At 72.2% G+C, this 16,836-nt stretch carries 15 protein-coding genes; 9 read left to right on the forward strand and 6 right to left on the reverse strand.

The genetic code is table 11. The annotated features are described in order from the left end of the window. Window positions 1-146 precede the first annotated feature (146 nt). On the forward strand, window positions 147-797 hold the full coding sequence (locus AB0I16_RS11865; RefSeq protein ID WP_363249175.1) for an FMN-binding negative transcriptional regulator: 651 nt from the start codon (window positions 147-149) through the stop codon (window positions 795-797). A gap of 99 nt (window positions 798-896) precedes the next feature. Next, a complete protein-coding gene (locus tag AB0I16_RS11870) occupies window positions 897-1,601 on the forward strand; it encodes a phenylalanine--tRNA ligase beta subunit-related protein (RefSeq protein ID WP_363249176.1) in 705 nt (234 codons plus the stop codon). Window positions 1,602-1,610: 9 nt separating this feature from the next. On the opposite strand, the gene AB0I16_RS11875 is transcribed toward AB0I16_RS11870, so the two are convergent. Further along, the gene (locus AB0I16_RS11875; protein ID WP_363249177.1) at window positions 1,611-2,243 is read right to left on the reverse strand and encodes a helix-turn-helix domain-containing protein; all 633 of its coding nucleotides are present in this window, start codon (window positions 2,241-2,243) and stop codon (window positions 1,611-1,613) included. Window positions 2,244-2,371: 128 nt separating this feature from the next. On the opposite strand from AB0I16_RS11875, the gene AB0I16_RS11880 reads away from it, so the two are divergent. After that, window positions 2,372-3,820: an amidase gene (locus tag AB0I16_RS11880; protein ID WP_363249178.1), complete on the forward strand. Its 1,449-nt coding sequence runs from the start codon at window positions 2,372-2,374 to the stop codon at window positions 3,818-3,820. Between the two features lie 28 nt (window positions 3,821-3,848). On the opposite strand, the gene AB0I16_RS11885 is transcribed toward AB0I16_RS11880, so the two are convergent. The 3 genes from AB0I16_RS11885 to AB0I16_RS11895 are packed head-to-tail and all read right to left on the reverse strand — an operon-like array spanning window position 3,849 to window position 6,919. Beyond that, window positions 3,849-4,652 carry a hypothetical protein gene (locus tag AB0I16_RS11885; protein WP_363249179.1) on the reverse strand — a complete coding sequence of 268 codons (804 nt, stop codon included), beginning with the start codon at window positions 4,650-4,652 and terminating at the stop codon, window positions 3,849-3,851. A gap of 40 nt (window positions 4,653-4,692) precedes the next feature. After that, window positions 4,693-5,709 carry a hypothetical protein gene (locus AB0I16_RS11890; protein ID WP_363249180.1) on the reverse strand — a complete coding sequence of 339 codons (1,017 nt, stop codon included), beginning with the start codon at window positions 5,707-5,709 and terminating at the stop codon, window positions 4,693-4,695. A gap of 10 nt (window positions 5,710-5,719) precedes the next feature. Next, a complete protein-coding gene (locus AB0I16_RS11895; RefSeq protein ID WP_363249181.1) occupies window positions 5,720-6,919 on the reverse strand; it encodes a hypothetical protein in 1,200 nt (399 codons plus the stop codon). 362 nt (window positions 6,920-7,281) lie between these two features. Between AB0I16_RS11895 and AB0I16_RS11900 the strand changes: the two genes are divergently transcribed. Together AB0I16_RS11900 and AB0I16_RS11905 are read left to right on the forward strand one after the other, a co-directional pair. Beyond that, window positions 7,282-7,797 carry a lytic polysaccharide monooxygenase auxiliary activity family 9 protein gene (locus tag AB0I16_RS11900; protein WP_363249182.1) on the forward strand — a complete coding sequence of 172 codons (516 nt, stop codon included), beginning with the start codon at window positions 7,282-7,284 and terminating at the stop codon, window positions 7,795-7,797. A 163-nt stretch (window positions 7,798-7,960) separates the two neighbouring features. Further along, window positions 7,961-8,362 (forward strand): nitroreductase family deazaflavin-dependent oxidoreductase, encoded by a 402-nt coding sequence (locus AB0I16_RS11905; protein WP_363249183.1) that lies wholly within the window; start codon window positions 7,961-7,963, stop codon window positions 8,360-8,362. Window positions 8,363-8,379: 17 nt separating this feature from the next. Here the strand turns inward: AB0I16_RS11905 and AB0I16_RS11910 are convergent, their stop codons facing one another. Further along, window positions 8,380-9,567, reverse strand: coding sequence for a PAS domain-containing protein (locus AB0I16_RS11910; protein ID WP_363249185.1), 1,188 nt, complete (start codon window positions 9,565-9,567; stop codon window positions 8,380-8,382). 299 nt (window positions 9,568-9,866) lie between these two features. Here AB0I16_RS11910 and AB0I16_RS11915 point away from each other — a divergent pair, with 299 nt between their 5' ends. Genes AB0I16_RS11915 through AB0I16_RS11925 form a run of 3 tightly spaced genes read left to right on the forward strand, consistent with a single transcriptional unit; the run spans window position 9,867 to window position 14,589 of the window. Further along, on the forward strand, window positions 9,867-11,240 hold the full coding sequence (locus AB0I16_RS11915; RefSeq protein WP_363249186.1) for an ATP-grasp domain-containing protein: 1,374 nt from the start codon (window positions 9,867-9,869) through the stop codon (window positions 11,238-11,240). Then, window positions 11,237-13,246 carry a PEP/pyruvate-binding domain-containing protein gene (locus tag AB0I16_RS11920; RefSeq protein ID WP_363249187.1) on the forward strand — a complete coding sequence of 670 codons (2,010 nt, stop codon included), beginning with the start codon at window positions 11,237-11,239 and terminating at the stop codon, window positions 13,244-13,246. Before AB0I16_RS11915 ends, AB0I16_RS11920 begins: the two co-directional genes overlap by 4 nt. Further along, entirely contained in the window at window positions 13,243-14,589 is a 1,347-nt protein-coding gene (locus tag AB0I16_RS11925) for an MFS transporter (RefSeq protein WP_363249188.1), read from the forward strand. The genes AB0I16_RS11920 and AB0I16_RS11925 overlap by 4 nt, the downstream gene beginning before the upstream one ends. On the opposite strand, the gene AB0I16_RS11930 is transcribed toward AB0I16_RS11925, so the two are convergent. Beyond that, on the reverse strand, window positions 14,489-15,121 hold the full coding sequence (locus AB0I16_RS11930) for a hypothetical protein (RefSeq protein ID WP_363249189.1): 633 nt from the start codon (window positions 15,119-15,121) through the stop codon (window positions 14,489-14,491). The two genes, AB0I16_RS11925 and AB0I16_RS11930, sit on opposite strands and share 101 nt — an antisense overlap. Window positions 15,122-15,417: 296 nt before the next feature. On the opposite strand from AB0I16_RS11930, the gene AB0I16_RS11935 reads away from it, so the two are divergent. Beyond that, window positions 15,418-16,830 carry a family 2B encapsulin nanocompartment shell protein gene (locus tag AB0I16_RS11935; protein WP_363249190.1) on the forward strand — a complete coding sequence of 471 codons (1,413 nt, stop codon included), beginning with the start codon at window positions 15,418-15,420 and terminating at the stop codon, window positions 16,828-16,830. Window positions 16,831-16,836: the final 6 nt, after the last annotated feature.

Raw genomic sequence — 16,836 nt, forward strand, 5'->3', positions numbered from 1 at the left:
GGAATGTACCGCCCGGTCGTTTGGTTGACAGGAGGCGGTCGGTTCATTGTACGGTCGGGTCGTTCCACTGTGAAAGCCGGGGAGTGTGTCGGCGGCCCGGGCGTTCCGCCCCACCCCTGACGTCGCCCCCCCGCTAGGAGACCTCCATGTTCATCCAGCCCTGGGACACCAGCCTGGACGACGCCGAGTGGCAGACCTGGATCGCCGAAGGCCACGACTTCGGCCTCCTGAGCGTCAACGGCCCGCCCGGCCGGCCGCCCGTCACCGTCCCCACCCACTTCACCGGCGGCGACGCGGGCCACCTGCTCATCCACCTCGCCCGGCCGAACCCGGTCTGGAAGGCGATCGAGCACGACCCGCACGTCACGTTCACCGTCATCGGCGACTACGCCTTCATCCCCGGCCCCTGGCGCGCCGGACCCGGCACCCCACCCGTCGAAGGCGTCCCCACCAGCTACTACGCGGCCGTCCAGTTCACCTGCCGCGCCCACATAGTCGACGACCCGGAAGCCAAGGCCGAACTGCTGCGCCGCCAGCTCGCCCACTTCCAGCCCGACGGCGACCACGCACCCGTGGCCGTCGGCCAGGCCCCGTACGGCCGCATGCTGCCGGGCATCCGGGGCCTGCGCCTCGACGTCACCGACGTACGGGCCAAGTTCAAGTACGACGACCACAAGCCGGTCACGCAGCGCGCCGGCATCGCCGACCGCCTCGCCGAACGCGCCCGGGGACTCGACGAGACCACCGCGCGGCAGCAGCGCCGCCGCCTGGACCGCATGGGCCCCTGGGAGGCGTGATCCGGCGCCACGGCGCCGCACACGCCACCGCCCGTCACACACCCCGCCCCCGGTCCAGCTCCACCCCGCCCACAACCTCCAGGAACAGAGCCTTCTCCCATGATCCTGCGCATCGGCCCCGCCGTCACCGACGCCTTCCCCGACACCCGTATCGCCGTGGTCACCGCCACGGGGCTGCGCGGCCACGAGCCGTGGCCCGCCACCGCTGCCGCCGTCGCGGACCTGGAGCGGCAGCTCGCCGACGGCACCTGGCAGCCGGCCGACGAGAACGATCCGCGCATCGAGGCATGGCACACCGCCTACCGCTCCTTCGGCACCAACCCGCGCCGCATCCGGCCCAGCGTCGACGCGCTCGGCCGCCGCATGGCCAAGAAGGGCACCCTCCCCCGCATCAATCCGGCCGTCGACTCGTACAACACCGTCTCCGTCCGCCACGCCCTGCCCGCCGGCGCCTTCGACCTCGACAAGGTCGCGGGCGACATCGACATCCGGTACGCCGACGGCACCGAGGAGTTCACCCCGCTCGGCGAGCCGGACACCGTCGAGAACCCCAGGGCCGGCGAGATCGTCTACACCGACGCCACCGGTGTCCTGACCCGGCACTGGAACCACCGCGACGCCCACCGCACCCGGGTCACCGAGGACTCCGTCCGCGTCGCGTTCGTACTGGAGACCCTGCACGCCACCCGCGACGGCCGTCTCCTCGAAGCCGCCGCGGAGGAGCTGCGGGACCTGCTCGCCCCGCACGCCGACCGGACCGCCGTGCACAGCCTCAGCGCCGCCCACCCCGACGCGGGGGTGTGAGAGCCTGTGTCACCCCGTCCGAGACGCCGGACACGCTGACGGCGCGGAGTCCCGCGCGCGGTCCACGATCCCCTCGACGATCCGCAGCAGCCGCTCCCCCGCCCGGTCGATGCTTCCGTTCTGCGTGCTGACCTGCGCCCCTTCGAGCACGAAAGTGATCTCGGCAGCGGCCTGCTCGGGGTCGGGGAAACCGGCCCCGGCGCACATGCCGACCAGCCTGCGGGTCTGGCGGGCCTTGTGCTCCTCGATCACCTGCCGGGCGGGGTGGGAGCGGTCGGGCAGCTCCGCGAGGGAGTTGACGAACGGGCAGCCCCGGTACGAGAGCGTCGGCAGCCCCTCGGCGATGAAGCGCGCCAGGCCCAGGATCTGCTCCCTCGGCCGGCCGGGGTGTTCGGCCTCGACCCGGTCGAAGGCCGCCTGGTAGTCGGCGGCGAGGATGCGCAGCCACTCCGCCACCAGCGCGTCCTTGGTCTCGAAGTGGCGGTAGATCGCCATCTTGGTGGTCTCGGCCCGCTCGGCGATTGCCTGGACGCCGACCCGCGCGATCCCCTGGCTCTGGAACAGCTCCTCCGCCGCGTCGAGGATGCGCTCGCGCGGCGGCAGTTTGGCCACTCTGCCCGGCCTTCTTGCCGTGGATGTCATCACCGCTCCGCGAGTCACTGGTTCCGAGTGATGCCTGCTACGGTACCAATCCGTCCTGCGTGATACCGAGCGGTATCACTCGGGACTGAACGGTATCCACCTTCGGGCCGAGAGTGCGGGGAGCGGCAGTGAGAGTCAGCGAGTACGTGGGTCAGGACGCGGTCGGCCTCGCGGAACTGGTGGCCAGGGGCGAGGTGACCCCCGCCGAAGTGGAAGCGGCCGCACGGGAGGCCGCGCGGGCGGTCGGCCCGCGGATCAACGCCGTCGTCGAGACGTGGGCCTGCGACGACGGGCCGGCCCCCGCCCGCGCGCCCCTGGCCGGCGTGCCGTTCCTCATCAAGGACATCGGCGTCTCCATGGCCGGCAGGCGGATGGAGCTGGGCAGCCGTCTCGCGGCGGGCAACGTCGCGCACGCGGACTCCGCGCTGATGCGGCGCTTCCGCCGCGCCGGGCTCGTGACGTTCGGGCGTACCGCGACGCCGGAGCTGGCCTACAGCATCACGACGGAACCCGTGCTGTACGGGCCGACGCGCAACCCCTGGGACCCCGGCCGGAGCGCGGGCGGTTCCAGCGGGGGCGCGGGCGCGGCCGTCGCCGCCGGAGTGGTCCCGGTCGCGCACGCCACGGACGCGGCGGGCTCACTCCGCGTCCCCGCGGCTTGCAACGGCCTGTTCGGCCTCAAGCCGACCCGCGGCCGGGTCTCCATGGGGCCCGGCGCCGACGAGGTGTTCAGCGGCTTGGCCGTGCAGGGCGGTGTCAGCCGCACCGTGCGCGACAGTGCGGTCCTGCTCGACCAGATCCGCGGGCCCGAGCCGGGCGATCCGTACTACGCCGCACAGCCGTGCCGCTCCTACGCGGAGGAGGTCACCCGCGATCCGGGGGTGCTGCGGGTCGGTGTCCTCCCCCGGGCGTGGGGCGGGCGCCGTACCGCCGGGCCGGTGGCCGACGCCCTCTCCCGCACCGTGGTCCTGCTGGAGTCCCTCGGTCACCGGGTGACGGAGGCGCGGGTCGGTCTCGGGGCCGACTGGGAGGAGTTCGTCCTGGCCACCGCCCGGCTGATGACGGCGAACCTCGCGGCGTCGGTCGACGGTCTCGCCGCCGCCCTCGGCCGGCCCGTCGACGCCACGACCCTGGAGGCGGAGACCCTTGCCGGCTACCACTACGGGCAGCGGGTCACCGGCCCCCAGCTCGTCGCCGCGCTCGGGATACGGAACCGGGTGGGCCGAAGCCTGGCCCGGACCTTCGACGCCTACGACGTGCTGCTCACGCCGACCCTGCCGGAGCTGCCCATGGCCCTGGGGGCCTATGCGGAGGGTGCGGAGGCACTGGACGGCTTCGACTGGATCGCCCGGCTCAACGACCGCTCGCCGTTCACCCTGGCGTTCAACGTGGCGGGTACTCCGGCCATGTCCGTACCCGTGGCGGCCGACCCCGGGACCGGGCTCCCGGTCGGCATGCAGTTCGCCGCCGGTCACGGGAGGGAAGGCCGCCTCTTCCGGCTGGCCGGCCAGCTCGAACAGGCGAGTCCGTGGGCGGGCCGGACCCCGGCGGTGTGGGCGGGCGGGCGTACAGGGTGACAGGCGGGTGTCCCTCCAGGCCGCGGCGTCACTGCACCACGCACGTCTTCGGTTTCCGCTTGTACAGCTCATACCTCTCCCTGGCCACCTTCTCGGCCACCAGGACGGTCGTCCCGAGGTCGAGCGCGTCCTCCGGGATGCGGGAGCCGACCTCGTATGCCAGGTCCTCGGTGGAGCCGCAGTACAGGCCGACGACATGCATGTCGTCGGCGACGAGCGCCGCGCCCGAGTCCCCGTAGTCCGAGAGGGCTTCGAGGGGCTTGATCTTGATCAGCTCGTCGATGCCGACGAAGTGGCCCTTCTCGCGGTTGTGGGACATGAACGCCCAGAAGTCGGTGGCCACGATCTCCCCCGTCTTGACCTCGCCCGTCTTCTGCCCGATCCACCGCACCCGTTCGCCCTGCCGGGGAGCCCGGTACGCCAGTGCCGGGGGGTCGGGGTCGCCGACGCCCGTGCCCGGGGGGCCGGGGTAGAGGCACTCGATGCGCGTCGACGTCTCCGCCTCGGTGGCACGGAAGTACGCGAAGTCGAACCTGGCGTCCTCCCGGCGCTCCTTGTCCGCGAAGTACGCCTGTTCGCTCTCGTACGGCTTTCCCGGGCAGACCGCGTCGACGCTGCCGATGACGCGGCTGCCGGGCTTGCCCTGATGCGGCTGGACGACCGCCGCTCCTTTGTCGGGAAGGACGTGCGCGTTCGACACACCCACCCTGAGCTGTTGCTGTCCGTCCGGGCGCCAGAGGATCGTGGCTCCCAGCGTTCCGGCGTAGAGGCGGCCGAGGGCCTGGATCTGATATCCGCCCGGGGTCGGCTTGAGGGACCGGTCGAGTGGCATGCTGAATCTCCTGGGCTCCCTGGTGCTCGGGCTCGACCGCTCACGCGGACGAGTCGCCGGGTGCCGGTTCGGCCGACGTGTCGTCGGGAGCCGGTTCGATCGACTCAAGCGTCGGACGCGGCCACGTCTCCCCGCCGGCGGCCCCCTTCGGCGCCTTCCGCTCCTTGGGCCGCTTGGGCGTGCTGAGGAAATCGTCGATGTTCCACGGGCCGGAGACCACCACGGGCTGGGTGCCGGACACGATGGAGGACAGCGAGGTGCCCTTGGGGTCGAAGACGGTCACGACGTCCACCAGTTGCCAGAAGAGCATCATCTCCGGGTCGTCGGTGAGGTTCTTGTACTCGTTCGACACGAACGAAGTGGTCTGCGTCGTCGTGGTGACCTGCTGACTCGTGGTCGACGTGGTGCTCAGCGACGCGGACACGGAGGCGCTGACCGGGCCCCATCCCGCGCTCAGGCTCGCGCCGACGGACTTGGCCACGGTGTCGGAGGTCGATGAGCTGTCCTGCATACCGGACGACGCCGTGTAGTTGACCGTCTTCGTCTGCCCGGGCGCGAGGCTGTAGGACTCCGGCTGGCGCTGCCAGAACTGCTCCCGCGTCACCGTGTTGAGGTTGGGGAGCCTGCCCGCGCCGACCAGGACCCTCGGCCCGTCCGGCGGGATGACCACCGCCCCGCCGGGCATCGGCACGTCACCGATGTCGTTGGGGTCGAGGAGGTGGGCGCCGGAGAGGGTGGTGAGCTGCCGCGCGCGGTCGGTCATCTCGACGACGGCGACGAAGGCGCCGGACAGGGAGACCCGGGCGAGCCAGTACTGGCCGGGCCAGGTGGTGACCATCATCTGCCCGCCCCCGGGGTCCAGGCCGGTGCCGGGGTAGCCCGCCTCCCACAGCTTGGTGCGCGCGTTGTAGCCCGCGTGGTCCCCCAGGTCGTCGATCCAGAAGATGTCGAGACGGACCGGGGTGTCGTTGGTGATGACCAGCGTGCCCTCGTCGCCCCTGGCGACCGAGCGCAGGGTGCCGTCGAGGGCCTTCTGGTAGGTGTCGTTCAGTTCCATGGCGTGTCCCCTACTCGGAGCTCAGGTAGTAGGCGCGCGGACCGAGGTCGAAGAGGGCCGTCATCGGTCCCGCGTGCGCGACCGCGGGGAGGCGCAGCTCCGTGCTCAGATCGCGGGACCGCCAACCGCCGCCGGTCCATTCGAGGTTGATGAGCCGGCCGCCGCCGTGCGCGTAGAACACGTAGTTCCTGACGTCGTCGGCGGTGATGACGGCCGCCAGCGCGCTGGTGTCCGTGGCGGTCGGGGCGCCGTCCCCGCCGTCGGCGAGCCGGCCGGGGGTGGTGGGGTGGTAGTTCTCCACCTCGGCGATGTCGCCGGTGACGTTCTGGTAGTACAGCCGGGACTCCGAGGTCCTGGTGAGCGCGACGGCGATCGCACTGCCCTCGCGGGCGACCGGAGCACCCGAGGCGAGCGTCAGGTTCTTGTGGGACCACCAGATCTGGCCGGTGCGCCCGGGGGTGTGCGCCACCTCCACGGGGTTGTTGCCGACGTCCAGGTAGAAGATCCGCCGGGAGTCCGCGGTGAACCCGACGGCGGCGAGCGAGCTGACCGGTGACACCGCGGGCAGTCTGCTGATGAGCGAGCTGAGATCGGTCACGAGGACGTTCTTGTCGCGGTGCCAGATGACTTCGACGAGGTGGTTGCGGGTGTCCAGGTAGTAGACGAGCACCCGCTGGACGTCGGCGGTGACCATCGCCGCCAGAGGGCTGGCAGCCGACGCCGCGGGCGCTTCGCCGTAGCGGTGCCAGTGCCATCCGCCCGTGTGGTTCAGGCGGACCGGGCGGTTGTCCGTGTCGAAGTAGTGGACCGCGAGGTTTCCCGGTTCCGTGACGGCCAGCGGACTGATGGCGCCCGCCACGGGCGCGCCCAGCTCGGTCGTGAGGTTGCGGCTGCGCACGTGCCCGCCGTCGAGCGCCAGCTCGATGATGCCGCCGTAGGTGTCCACGTAGTAGACGCGGTAGGAGTCCTTGCCCAGCCGGACCGAGGCGAGGCCGTTGCGCGGGGAGGCGAACGGGGCGATCTTCTTGGGCGGGCCGGGAGATCCCGTCGCGCCCGCGGAGTGGGCCGAGGGCCCCTCCGCCTCCTCCCCGCCCCCGGAGGGCTCCCAGGCGAAGTTGAGGTCCCGGTACTGCCAGGCGCCGTCCACCAGCGCCACCTCGACGACGGTGACCATCTTCTCGCGGCCCGCGTCGACCGACCTTGCCGTCATGATCTCGATCCGTCCCTCGCGCTGCCGGAGTCCCTCCGCAACACTCCGCCGGTCGGCGCGGCAGCACGACTCCGCCGGGCTGTACGGGTGACGCGGTCGCCGCCCTCCGGGGCGGCCGGACAGCCTCGCCGCCGTGACCATCGACTCGCGTACGAGCACCGCCGACGCCGCCGGGAGCCGGGTGCGGCTCACCGCGCTTGGCCGGAATCCAATCTTGACGGTGCCCAGCCGAAGTCTATGGTCTGGACTAATCGGCAGCCGGGCACATCCGGCCCCACTGCTCGGCCCCCGTACCGCTCCACCGCCCCACGAGCACTTCACGCCGCACACCCCCATGAAGCACGCCCCGTGAAGGAGTACGCATGGACAAGAAGCGGAAGCTGGCCGCGGTGATCGGTGCCGGCATGGCACCCGTCCTCGCCCTGACGCTGCCGACGGGTTCGGCCAACGCGCACGGATACGTCAACGGCCCCGCGAGCCGCCAGGCGCAGTGCGCCGCGCGCACGGTGGCCTGCGGCGACATCAAGTACGAGCCGCAGAGCGTCGAGGGCCCCAAGGGCCTGCGCAGTTGCAGCGGCGGCAACGCCCGGTTCGCCGATCTGGACAACGACAGCAAGGGCTGGAAGGTCAGCGACGTCAGCAGGACGCAGACCTTCACCTGGACGTTCACCGCCCGGCACCGCACCGCGAACTACGAGTACTTCGTCGACGGCACGAAGGTCGCCACCATCGACGGCCGCAACCAGCAGCCGCCGGCGACCGTCTCCCACCAGGTCAACCTCGGCAACTTCACCGGCAGGCACAAGGTCCTCGCGGTGTGGAACATCGGCGACACGGCCAACGCCTTCTACGCGTGCATCGACGTCAACATCCGCTGAGAACGCCGTCGGCCCACTGACCCCTCCGCCGTCCCCGCGCATTGGTCCGGGCGCGCCGAGCGAACCGCGCCCGCGTGGAAAACCACCTCGCCGACCGTGAGACTGGGTGGTGCACAGCTCCACGGAGCCGCACGACCGCGTGAGGACGCAGAGGAGACGCCAGATGCTGTTCGGCAAAGAGCATGTCAAGCGCTACCAGGAGACCGACGGCGCGGAGGGCCACGACTGGCAGGGCACCACGGTGCTGATCCTCACCACCATCGGCCGCAAGAGCGGTGAGCCCCGCAGCACCCCCCTGATCTACCGGCCCTACGGTGACGCGGTCCTGGTGGTGGCCTCCAACGGGGGCGCCGACGCGCCGCCCCTGTGGTACCGCAACCTGGAGGCGAACCCGGAGGTCCAGGTGCAGGTCAAGGGCGACCGCTACACCGCCCGGGCCCGCACCGCGATCCCGGACGAGAAACCGGACATGTGGCGGACGATGGTCGCCACATGGCCGGCGTACGAGGAGTACCAGACCAAGACCGAGCGGTCGATCCCGGTGGTGGTCCTGGACCGCGTCTGAGTGCCCCGTCCGGTTCCTCAGACCGTGCTGAGCGGGTGCGCGGCCGTGGCCGAGCGCGGCGGCCACGCGCGGGGGGCCAGGATGCCGAGGACGTAGGCGCGGGCCACCAGGGCCGGGCGGGTCGCCGCGCCCAGGAGGTGGCGCAGGCGGCTGAGGTGGTAGTCGACCGTCTGGCGGGACAGGTGCAGCGAGGTGGCTATGTCGCTGTTGCTGCTGCCCTCCGCCAGGAGGGAGAGGATGCGGATCTGCGCGGCGGTGAGCGAGGGATGCGCCTCGTGGGCGAGGCCCTGGTGGGTGACGACGGCCCAGACGTGCCGGGCCCGTGCCGTCGTGTGGCCGATCGTCGTCAGGTGGAGCTGTGCGCGCCGGTGCAGGCCGTGGGCGTCCACGAGTACCGCAGGGACCTCCACTCGTCTGGTGCGGCGCGCTATGAGGTTGTTCCACCGGTGGTGCAGCCGGTCGAGTCCCGGCTCCGGGGCAAGCAAGGTGTGCGCCCGGCGGCCGACCAGGTCGTGGGGGCTGATCCGGAGCAGTTCGGCGGCCGCCGCGCTCGCCTCGACCACACGGCCGTTGGCCGAGAGCAGTGCGCAGGGCAGGCCGCTGTGGTCGCGCAGCGCCTGCAGGTTCTCCTCGGCCTCCTGCCACTGGACCGTGGCGCGCAGGTGGTCGGTGACGTCCACGTAGATTCCGGCGACGCAGGTCCGCGCGTCCTCCCGTACGGGGAAGCGGTGGCCCACGGCCCGGCCCGCGCTGCCGTCGGGGCGCCGGTAGCCGATGGTGTGGCGTACGGGCGTACCGCGGTCGAGTATCTCCTGGTCGAGGGTGCGGAACTGGTCGGCGTCGGCCGGTGCGTCGAAGTCCTCGATGTACTTGCCCACCACCTCGTCCGGCACGGTGCCGTAGAGGTGCGCGTAGGCGTGGTTGGCCCACAGGTAGCGGCCGTCGCTGTCCCGTATGAAGGCGGCGGCCGGCGCGAGGTCCACGAGATCGACGAAGGCGGCGTAGCCGCGCGGGGGCGCGGCGGGGGCGTGCGTCTCCGCCGCGGGGCCGTGCGTACGGCCGGTGGCGCGGCCCTCGTGGCGGGGCCGGCCCGCGTCGAAGGTGCGGCACTCGCCTCCCCGCTCCGCCATCCGACCCGTGCCGTCCACGTCCGACCAGAACACGGGAAGGTGTGCGAGCAGTGCCTTGAGCCTGGAATCGTCCACAGCGGTCTCCGTCCGTATATGACTGACTGACAGTCAGTCACCTTGCGTCGGATGTCCGGCCCTGTCGCCCACGCGATCCCGCCTCTCGGCCGAAGCGCCGGGGGTCACGGCCCGGGCTCTCAGGCAAATGCCTGAGTCGCGCACGGTCTCGGCGGCCTCACGGGCACCTGCCACCTGTTCCCCTTGAGTGAGCGGGTGAACACGCCCCGCCACGTGGGCCGGGGCATCCCCCGGACCCCCACGCCCCCACTCACGCATACGGCGATCCGTGGCAACCGGACGAATGGAGACGAAGTTCAGTGAGCAAGGTGCTGTTAGTGCATGCCAAGGGTGGTCCGCCGCTCGGTCACGTCCTGTCCAGGACCGCCGCGCGGGCGGAAGTGCACCTGCTGGCCCTCAGCGCTCTTCCTCCCGCCGTGGCGGACTCCGCCGGGAGACTGTGCGCCTCGGTCGTCATGCCTGACGGCGCGCACCGCTCCGACCTGGTGTCCTTGATCGTGTCGCGGGCCGGGGCCGTCGGCGCGGACGCGGTGCTCACGTTCTCCGAGTACGCGGTCGTCGCCGTCGCCGAGGCGTGCGAAGCCCTCGGCCTCGCGGGCGCGGGCGGCGCCGCCGCGCTCGCCCGCGACAAGCGGCTGATGCGGCGCACCTGGCAGCGGCACGGGCTGCCCCAGCCCGAGTTCCGCCCCGTCGCCACGGAGGCGGACCTGCGCGCGGCGGCCCGCGATCTCCCGGGACCGCTGCTCCTCAAGGCGGCCTGGAGCGCGGGCTCCACGGCGCACCAGATCATCCGCTCCCCGCACGAGGCGTCCGCCGCCTGGGCCCGCTCCCGTGACGTGATGGCCGAATCGGCCCAGTTGGGCTACGCGGAACTGCATGTGGCCGAGGCCGACGCGGACTTCGTGGTCGAGCGGATCGTGACCGGTACCGCGTCGGACTGGTTCGACGAGCCCGGCTGGGGCGACTACGTCAGCGTCGAGGGCGTCGTGGCCGGCGGCACCTTCCACCCGGTGTGCCTGAGCGGCCGGATGCCGACGGTCGAGCCGTTCACCGAGCGCGCGGGCATCACTCCCGCCCTGCTGGCCCAGGACGCCCAGGACCGGATCGTGGACCTGGCCCGGCGCGCCGTCGACGCCCTCGGCCTGCGTGACTGCGGCACCCACACCGAGATCAAGCTCGGCGCGGACGGCCGGATGTGGCTGATCGAGACGGCAGCGCGGTTCGGCGGCGCGATGACCGTGCCGCAGATCGAGGAGGTGTTCGGGCTCGACCTGGTCGGCATGCTCGTCGACCATCTGCTCGGCCGCCCGGTCGAGTGGCCCGAACGGGCCCTCGCCCCCGCCCAGGCGCGCGGCGCGGCGGGCTCCCTCGTCGTCCTCGCGGTCGACGGCGACGGCGGGGCCTGGCCGGAGCGCAAGGTGTGGGACTTCCCCACCGTCTCGGCGGACGTCCCGCTCAGCCGGGGCAGTGCCCTTTCGGTCGTCGCGGAGAGTTCACTCGCCGACGGCCAGGTGGTCCCGGTCTACGACCCCGCCGCGGGCGCCAACACCATGGCGGCCCTGTGCCTGCTCTCCGCCGCCGACGCCCGGACGGTGCTCCGCGACTTCGAGACCCTGGTCGACGCCATCCCCCGGGTGCTGCCCAGCGCCCGGCGCGAGGAGGTGCCCGCATGACCGCCCCCCTGCTCACCGGCGCCGCGGGACCGGCCACGGACCGCACGGTCATCGGCGAGAACCTCTCCCTGCCGCTCTTCCGCACCCTCTCCGGCGTCCTGGCGGGCCACCCCTACCTGAAGGTCGTCGTCGACCGTGCCGAGGACACCTGGCACCTGCTCGACACCGCGGCGCACCCCTTCCACGTCGACTACATCGCCACCCGTGTCCTCGGCATGGACCTCGCCGCGCTCGACGCGGAGCTCGACGCGTTCAACGCCTCCGTCTACATGGACCCCGGACGCCGCTTCCTGCTCGGTGTGCTCTCCCTGCACACCGACGAGGACACGGACGGCCGCGAGCGCACCTTCCTCGTCCTGGAGACGACCGAGGCCGACACGATGCACGGGGAACTGCTCCAGTCCTTCTACGCGTTCGTGCGCGCTCGTGTCGACGGCCGGCTGCCGCTGCTGCTCAAGCCCGCCAACCACGGGCAGGAGGAGGCACTCGCGGCGATCAGCGAACTCCTCGTGCCCCGCGTCCTGAGCCACGAGCTCTTCGGCACCAGGGCCAGGACACCGCTCAACCCGGGCGAGGCCACGGGGCGGCTGCGGTTCTTCCGTACCCAGGAGGAGTACGCGGCGGCGGAGGCCGGGCTCGGCTGGGCCGACATCGTGGCGATGCCGTGCCTGCCGGACGACGTGCCGCGCGTGGCCGGGTTCCTCAACACCGCGCCGATCACCCCGCTCTCCCACACCAACGTCCTCGCCTCCGGCTGGGGCATACCCAACGCCATCGTGCGCGACCTGGAACAGCTCGTCGAGCGGGACGGCCTCGACGGCGCGTGGGTGCGCTACCGGGTCACCGACGAGGAGATATCCCTCGAACGCCTCGACCACGAGCCCGACCTGCGCGCCCCGGCCTGGCACCAGCAGCGCATACGCCTCGAACCCCCCTTGCTCGAAGACGTGCCGGTCCTTGCCCTGCACCGGCTGCGCGCCGCCGACCGCGACCGCTACGGCACCAAGGCGGCCAACCTCGGCGAGCTGCACCACGTGCTGGACAGCCGCACGGCCGACCTCACCGCCTTCTACGGACGGCCACGGCCGCCGCGCGACGACCTCTACGGACACCTCGCCGCCCGCCTCGGCCTGAGTGATCCGACCGAGTCCGAACTCCGCGCCCGCGCGGCCGAGTTCGTGGCCGGCGCGGTCGGCGCCCCCGAGGGCGTCGCCCTGCCCTTCGCGCTCCAGCAGCGCTTCCTCGCCTCCTCCCCCGCCCTCCAGCAGGGCATCGGCAAGCTCAAGATGGCACTCGAACTCGACGCGACGGACGTCCTCGACTCGCTCTGCCTGCAACTGCAGCACCTGATCCGGCACACGCCCGTGCCGGAGCCGGTCATCGGGCAGATCAGCCAGGCCTTCCCCGCGTCGTCGGACTCGCGCGGGCGTCTGGTGGTGCGCTCCTCGTCCAACGCCGAGGACCTGCCCGGATTCTCGGCGGCGGGCGTCTACGACTCCGTCACCACCGTGCACGGCACCGGCGAACTCCTGGACGCCGTGCGCCAGGTGTGGGCCTCCCTGCTCTCACCCCGCAGTGTGCGCCTGCGCCACCAGGTCGGCATCTCCCTGGACGACACCTACATGGGCGTCATCGTCCAGGAGTACGTGCCCGCCACCCTCGGCGGTGTCCTGGTGACGTGCGACCCGACCCGCCGCGAGGACTTCCGCAACGTCTACCTCAACTGCTCGCCCGGCTCCCCGGAGCAGGTCGTCGACGGCTCGGTCCTGCCGCAGCAGTACCTGTACAACACGGTGGAGGGCGGCGGACGCACCGTCGCGCTCGGCTCCTGGGGCGACGGGCTCTCGGCCGCCGTCCGCGCCCGGCTCGCCGACCTGTCCCTGACGGGGCGGCTGCTGCAGTCCCACTTCAGCGCGGACGACGTGGACAGGCCGCTGGACATCGAGTGGCTGATGACCGACCGGGGTGACTTCCGGCTGGTCCAGATCCGCCCGTACGCGCTGTGAGGGCGGCGCGCGCCGGCAGCCCGGGCGCGAGGACGGCGCCGACCGACACCGCCCGCCGGATCATCCGGCTCAACTACGGCTTCCAGCTGCTGTTCAACCTGCTGTGGTGGATGCCGGTGTTCTACGCCTACCAGAAGGCCGCCGGGCTCTCGGACGGGGAGATCTTCGGCATCCAGAGCATCTACTACGTCGCCTTCTGCCTGTTCGAGATCCCGACCGGGCTGATCGCCGACCGCATCGGCACCCGCAACTGCCTGCGGGCCGGAGCGGTGGTCATGACGGCGGCGAACCTGGCTCCGGTGGTCAGCGCCTCGTACACCGGGTTCCTCGTCCACTTCCTGGCCATCGCGGCGGGCCGGTCGCTCACCTCGGGAGCGGCGAGCGCCTACCTGTACGACGGCCTGCGGGCCGAGAAGTGCGACGAGCACTACCTGAGGGCCGAGGGCACCGCCCGCGCGCTCGGCCTCGCGGCGAAGGTCGTGTGCTGGCCGCTGGTCGGGCCGTTGATGTCCGTGGCCCACGCGGCCCCATACGTGCTCAGCGCGGCCGGCGCGGCGGGCTCCCTCGCCTGCGTCGTGGCGTTGCCCCGCCTCGCGGGGGCGGACAGCGGCGGGCGGCGGGCGGACGGCGGGCGCGGCGCGTTCCTGCGGGACGCGGGCACCGCGCTGCGCTGCGTCGTCTCCTCGCGGTGGCTGGCCCTGGTGATGGTGCAGGGCGTGGCCGTCTTCACGCTCTCCCGGATCTGCCAGGTCAACCTCTTCCAGCCGATCCTGCTCGACCACGGCATCGCCGAGGCCTCGCACGGCGGGGTGATGGCGGCCATGACGGTGGCCGAGGCGGTGGCGGCGGCCCGGCCCCAGTGGCTGAGCCGCAGGCTGTCGCCGGTGGCCTGGGTCTCCGTGCTCAGCCTCGCGCTGGCGGGCACCCTGGCGGCGATGACGTTCGGCGGACCGTGGGCCGTCGTCGCGCTGCTCTGCCTGTTCGCCGCCGCGACCGGCTTCGCGTACCCCGTGCAGCGCAAGCTGGTGAACGACGCGGTGCCCGCGCACGCCCCGCGCGCCACGCTGCTCTCCGTCGAGAGCATCGTGGACCGCGCGGTGTGCGCGCTGGCCGCGATCGCCGTGGGCGCCTACCTCTCGGCCGGGCGCCTGGACGCCCTGCTCTGGCACAGCGCGCTCGCGACGCTGGTCCTGCTCGCCGTCTTCCAGCTGCTGCTGCGCGGCCGGGCGGTGCGGCGCGAGGTCACCGGCCGAGAAGGTCGACCCACCACACCGGGAGGTACGCCGGCCGGTGCGGGCGGCCGATCCGGTACGGAACGAAGCCGAGCGAGGCGGCCACGTTGACCTCCTCGGCGGTCTCCGCCTGGTAGACGACCCGGCAGTGGCCGGAGCCGGCCTTCGCCCGCTGCCAGAGGGTGGGGGCCGGTTTGCGCTCGGCCTCGGTGCGCGGGGTGAGCACGCGGTCGCCGAAGTCCTTCCACGCGAAGGGCGCGGATCCCTCCCACGCGGCGTCGACCTCCTGTCTCAGCCTGGCGGCACGCTCGGCGTCGGTGGTGCCCCAGGAGGACGGCACGTTGGTGATCAGACCCACCTTGACGTGGCGTTCGCGCAGGGCACGCAGGTAGGCGGCGGCGCCGGTCCGGTACCCGGTACCGCCGTCGTCCGCCGTGTGGACGAGGGTCTCGCCCAGGTCGAAGTAGACGATGGGGCAGGCGCGTTCGCGTGCGGTGGCCGCCGTCTCCCGTGCCGGGGTTCCGCCCGCGTCGCCGGGCGCGGGCGCGGCGCCCGCCGGTACGGCGCTGAGTACGGTCGACACCAGGGCCGCGCCCAGCGCGGCACTCGCACGGGCACGGCCCGTGACGGCTGATCTCTGCATGACGTCGTCGCCCTTCCCTCGCGCACAGTGGTCCACGGCGCTCTACCCCCGAACCCCTCGTGTCACGCGGATACGGCGGCACCGCCCCACAGCGCACCGCCGTCACCGCCGGGCACGGCAGGCGGCCGTACAGCCGAACCATCGGTTATGCCGATAAACCTGATACCGGGCAAGATCGCTGCATCGTGGTAACCCAGGTGCCTTTCCCACGAGTTGGGCGCGACGGGCACCTAGCGTTTCCGTCGTTCGCCGCCGCTCGTCGTCGTTCGCCACCGCCGCGAAGGAGAGATCGCCCGATGACCGTTGACACCAGCCCGGAGGCGGAGCAGGAGGTGCCCCGGCAGTTGAGCCTCGGCACCACGGCTGCCCGCAACCTCGCCTCCACGACCAAGTCCGCGCCGCAGATGCAGGAGATCACCTCCAGGTGGCTGCTGCGGATGCTGCCGTGGGTGGAGACCAAGGGCGGCACGTACCGGGTGAACCGCCGCTTGAGCTACGCCGTCGGGGACGGCCGCATCGAGTTCGTCCAGGACGGCGCCGACGTCCGGGTGATCCCCGCGGAACTGGGCGAACTGGCCCTGCTGCGCGGCTTCGACGACGCCGACGTGCTGACCGCCATCGCCGACCGCTGCGTCCAGCACGACTTCCGGGCCGGTGAGGTGCTGGCCGAGCGCGGCGCCCCCGCGGAGCGCATCCACCTGATCGCCCACGGCAGGATCAGCCAGACCTCGGTCGGCAAGTACGGCGACGAGACCGCCGTCGCCACGCTCGCCGACGGCGGCAGCTTCGGCGAGAACGCCCTCCTGGACGCCGACGCCCGGTGGGACTACACCGCCACGGCCGAGACCGCGGGCACCCTGCTGACCCTGTCGCACGCCGACTTCGCCGCGGTGGTGTCCTCGGCACCTGGCCTCGCGGACCACCTCCGGGAGTTCGGCACGCTCGCGGGACGGCGGCAGAACCGGCAGGGCGAGGCCGAGATCGCGATGTCCGCGGGGCACGTCGGCGAGGCGGAGCTGCCGGGCGCCTTCGTGGACTACGAGGCCCGCCCGCGCGAGTACGAACTCTCCGTCGCCCAGACGGTTCTGCGGGTCCACACGAGGGTCGCCGACCTCTACAACGGGCCGATGAACCAGACCGAGGAACAGCTCAGGCTCACCATCGAGGCGCTGCGCGAGCGCCAGGAGCACGAGCTGATCAACAACCGGGAGTTCGGCCTGCTGCACAACGCCGACTTCAAGCAGCGCATCCAGCCCCACTCCGGGCCGCCCACACCCGACGACCTCGACGAGCTGCTCTGCCGCCGGCGCGGCACCAGGTTCTTCCTCGCCCACCCGCGGACGATCGCGGCGATCGGACGCGGCTTCACCGCCCGCGGGCTCTACCCGGACAACGTCGACCTCGGTGGCCAGCAGGTCCCTGCCTGGCGCGGCGTCCCGATCCTGCCGTGCAACAAGATCCCCATCACCCGGGAGAACACCAGCTCCATCTTGGCGATGCGTGTCGGCGAGGACAACCAGGGGGTCGTCGGACTGCGGCAGACCGGCCTGCCCGACGAGTACGAACCGGGCCTTTCGGTGCGCTTCATGGGCCTGAACGAGCAGGCGATCACCTCGTACCTGGTCAGTACCTACTACTCCGCCGCCATCCTCGTGCCCAACGCGCTGGGCGTCCTGGAGAACGTGCAGATCGGCCGCAGCCGCGGCTAGAGGGGC

This window comes from Streptomyces sp. NPDC050703 (assembly GCF_040654435.1).
Taxonomy (GTDB): Bacteria; Actinomycetota; Actinomycetes; order Streptomycetales; family Streptomycetaceae; genus Streptomyces.